Origin of the sequence: Methylocaldum sp. (assembly GCF_039794385.1) — a bacterium.
Taxonomy (GTDB): domain Bacteria; phylum Pseudomonadota; class Gammaproteobacteria; order Methylococcales; family Methylococcaceae; genus Methylocaldum.
Window position 1 is genome coordinate 1 of the sequence record NZ_JBDIVO010000423.1, and the last position, 3,522, is coordinate 3,522.

The 3,522-nt window shown below is 59.4% G+C and carries 4 protein-coding genes; 3 read left to right on the top strand and 1 reads right to left on the bottom strand.

Annotated elements, in window-relative coordinates; all coding sequences use genetic code 11:
- Window positions 1–230: 230 nt before the first annotated feature.
- The 3 genes from ABJK70_RS22005 to lexA all read left to right on the top strand — a co-directional run bounded on the left by ABJK70_RS22005 (window position 231) and on the right by lexA (window position 3,349).
- The gene (locus ABJK70_RS22005) at window positions 231–1,013 is read left to right on the top strand and encodes an enoyl-ACP reductase (RefSeq protein WP_077731210.1); all 783 of its coding nucleotides are present in this window, start codon (window positions 231–233) and stop codon (window positions 1,011–1,013) included.
- Between the two features lie 377 nt (window positions 1,014–1,390).
- Window positions 1,391–2,767, top strand: a complete 1,377-nt coding sequence (locus ABJK70_RS22010) for a cytochrome B6 (RefSeq protein ID WP_086135303.1) — start codon at window positions 1,391–1,393, stop codon at window positions 2,765–2,767.
- An 87-nt stretch (window positions 2,768–2,854) separates the two neighbouring features.
- Window positions 2,855–3,349: a transcriptional repressor LexA gene (lexA, locus tag ABJK70_RS22015; protein WP_347259139.1), complete on the top strand. Its 495-nt coding sequence runs from the start codon at window positions 2,855–2,857 to the stop codon at window positions 3,347–3,349.
- On the opposite strand, the gene ABJK70_RS22020 is transcribed toward lexA, so the two are convergent.
- Window positions 3,318–3,522, bottom strand: a 205-nt coding sequence (locus ABJK70_RS22020) for a hypothetical protein (RefSeq protein ID WP_347259140.1), incomplete at its 5' end; no start/stop codon positions are given. The genes lexA and ABJK70_RS22020 overlap by 32 nt on opposite strands.

Below are 3,522 nucleotides of genomic sequence, written 5' to 3' on the forward strand. Positions count from 1 at the left end.
GCGAGCGAACGGTGCGATAGTCGCATCGTTAGCCGCATTGCAGGTGAACTGACACCGCTCAGTCCGTAGGTCGGCAATCCTTTGCCGACAGATCCGCTGTGTCGGCAAAGGATTGCCGACCTACTTAAGCGACCGTTTGCGATTGAAGGGGGGGAGAAATGCAGGCTAGACAGCATTCGGCCTCTAGCGGATACTTTCGCGCCATTTCCAGACGAAATCGGAGATTCACCATGGGTTTCATGCAAGACAAGCGTGCTCTTATCGTCGGTGTCGCCAGCAATCGGTCCATCGCCTACGGCATCGCGGAGGCGATGCGGCGGGAGGGAGCGGAAATCGCGCTGACTTATCAGAACGACAAGCTCAAGGAGCGCGTCGAAAAACTGGCGGCGGAACTGGGCGCGAAAATCGTCCTGCCCTGCGAAGTGGCGAGCGATGAGCAGATCGACGCGCTTTTCGACGAATTGGGCAAACGCTGGGACGGGCTCGATTGCATCGTCCATTCCGTCGCCTTCGCCCCTCGCGAAGCCCTGGAAGGCTCTTATCTCGACGCGGTAACCCGCGAAAATTTCCGTATCGCCCACGACATCAGTTCCTACAGCTTCGCCGCGCTCGCGAAAGCCGGCCGCAAGCTGATGGCGGGACGCAAGGGTTCGTTGCTGACGCTGAGCTATCTCGGTGCCGAACGGGCCATTCCGAATTACAACGTGATGGGCGTCGCCAAAGCCAGCCTCGAAGCCAATGTCCGTTATCTGGCGGCTTCCCTCGGCCCCGAAGGGATCCGCGTCAATGCCGTCTCCGCCGGAGCCATCCGTACCCTCGCCGCCTCCGGCATCGCCAATTTCCGCGAGATGCTGGCCAAAGGCGAACAAGCCGCTCCCTTGCGCAAGAACGTCACCATCGAGGAAGTGGGCAACGCCGCCGCGTTTCTATGCTCCGATCTCGCATCCGGCATCACCGGGGAAATCCTGTACGTGGACGCCGGCTACAACATCGTCGGCCTCTCCGGGATCTGATCTTCGTCATCGGCGGGCCGGGACGATCGTCCCGGCTTGCCCCTCGCCCCTTCACCGCGGCTTCTTGCGGGTTTCCGACCGCCCTGCTTGCCCTGGAATCGAACTCATTCCATTGGGCATTCGAGTGACCATTATGTAGGGTGGGTTAGCGGAGCGTAACCCACCGATTCGAGGTCGCTCGGCGGGTTACGGCCTCGCGGCCTAACCCACCCTACAAAAATTAATTCCTCATCGAAAGCGACTTTGAATGGGTCCGTATTCGTACGGCTATCGCTATCGAGATGACTGCCATTTAATTAAACATTTCGTCTACGGACTTCAACCATCGCGGCTTTCGAGGCTGCATTCAGCAAAGTGCCGATAGGGAGGAACGGACGATGCCAGAAAAAGCACTCGAAACGGTTCTGCGTGGATTCGCAATCCTGGGCCTGACCTTCACCGGCCTCGCGATGTGTCCCGCTCCGGCGAGGAGCGCCGAGGAATTTCAGCAGTTCATGGCGCGCATGAAGACCGCAAAGCTGGATGCCATGGAGCGCCATTTGAAGGCTCTCGACGAACGTTACGATCTCAGCGACAACCCCTCCAAAACAGTGACGATGACCCATGGCAAACCCATTCAGGAAGGCGTGCGGGTCAAACTGCGGGAGGTCATAACCTGGGAAGAATTAGTGGAAATGTCCCCTGAGGACATTCGAAAGCAAGACTTGTTTCCGAAGGGGTTCATGCCTCTGCCCCACCCCAATCCCGCCGAGGGCGGCATCGTGTTCAGCAAAAATTTCATAGAAGCCGTCGAGGAGCAAGAAGGCCGGGATCTCACCCGTTTCGACGTGGGCTTCGACATTCCGGATCGCTTCCAACCGGAACTCCCGTCTCCGCTCTTTCTCAAGACACGGCCGGACCTGGGCGATGTCTCTCGAAGCCGCTTGATAACGCTATCCAACTACCGCGAACTTTTCGACGGCATCATCAATGCGGAACAGCTGGAAGGGCTGCGGCTCTTGCTCACACCTTTTCCCCAGCAGCAGTTCAACGCCACCGATGACCGCCGTACCGAAGATCCTTCTTCCGGAGTCGCCTGTTTCGACTGCCATGTCAACGGCCACACCGGCGCGGCCATACAGACGGCATCGAGCACCCGGCCGCGGGAACCCGGCCGTCGCATCGACACGCGGAGCCTCAGGGGCGTCGACGTCCAGCAGTTGTTCGACACCCAGGGCCGACTGAAAAGCATCGAGGACCGCTCGGAATTCGAACTGGAGACGGCTTATTTCGACGGAGACGCTGAAGCCGCCAAAAGAAAAGAAGCCCACATGGTCGAACGAGCCGACGAAGTGCGCCTCATGGCCGAGTTTCAAAAACTCATCGATTTTCCGCCGGCGCCCAGGCTCGATACGTCGGGCAAACTGGACCCGCAAAAAAACAACGACGAGGCCGCGCTCCGAGGGCAGGAACTTTTTTTCGGCAAAGCCCAGTGCGCGACTTGCCACACACCGCCCCACTATACCGACAACCAGACCCATGACCTGAAGGTGGAACGGTTTTACCGACCCGGAATCACCACCAGCCAAGCCACTTCGACGGACGGCTCCGTCAAGACTCCGCCTCTGCGCGGCATCAAGGACTCGCCGCCCTATCTGCACGACGGCCGCTTGCTGACGCTGGAAGACACGGTGGAATTCTTCAACCTGGTGCTCGGACTGAAACTCACCAAGTCCGAGAAAGAGGATCTGCTCGCGTTTCTGCTAACGCTGTAAAGCATTCGTCGCATCCTCCATATCGATGCTTGCGCATTTCTCGAAAGCCCAACTATACTGCTTATAAAAGCACTGCTTTTATAAGCCATGAAGAACACGACTCCGCGCCAACAGGAAATACTCGACCATATCCGCCAAACCCTGCGCCAGAGCGGCGTACCGCCGACCATCGCGGAAATTGCCGATGCGCTGGGTCTCAAATCCACGAATGCCGTGCGCGGCCATCTTCAGGCATTGGCCCGAAAAGGTCTGATCGAGCTCATGCCCTCTCTGGCGCGGGGTATCCGGCTGCTGGAATACCAGGCTCCGGCCGACGCCCTGCCCGTCATCGGCAGAGTCGCCGCCGGCCGGCCGGTGCTGACAGAAGCCCATATCGAGAAATATTGCCGCCTCGGCCCGGAATTGTTCCAGGGCAAAGCGGATTACCTGCTCCGCGTGCGCGGTCTCAGCATGCGCGATGCGGGCATTCTGGAAGGCGATCTTCTGGCGGTGCAGCGCACCGACCAGACCCGCAGCGGCCAAATCGTGATCGCCCGCATCGGCGACGAAGTCACGGTAAAACGGCTGCGGCTCGAAGGCTGATGTCCGTCAGGCAGATCACGCCGCTCATCGCAAAGGCCAGCAGGCCATCATCTGCCAGCGCCAGCGCGCTGAGGGCAGCCTGAACCGGTGGCATATCGGCCAGCAGCTGTACCTGGAACGCCTCGGCCACAAGTTCGATGGCAAAGCGCTGGCGAATGGGCGTCAGGTCAATC

What these genes read in the sequence shown, in the direction of transcription:
- lexA (WP_347259139.1), top strand. Translation starts at nt 2,855, where the DNA reads ATGAAGAACACGACTCCGCGCCAACAGGAAATACTCGACCATATCCGC.
- ABJK70_RS22010 (WP_086135303.1), top strand. Translation starts at nt 1,391, where the DNA reads ATGCCAGAAAAAGCACTCGAAACGGTTCTGCGTGGATTCGCAATCCTG.
- ABJK70_RS22005 (WP_077731210.1), top strand. Translation starts at nt 231, where the DNA reads ATGGGTTTCATGCAAGACAAGCGTGCTCTTATCGTCGGTGTCGCCAGC.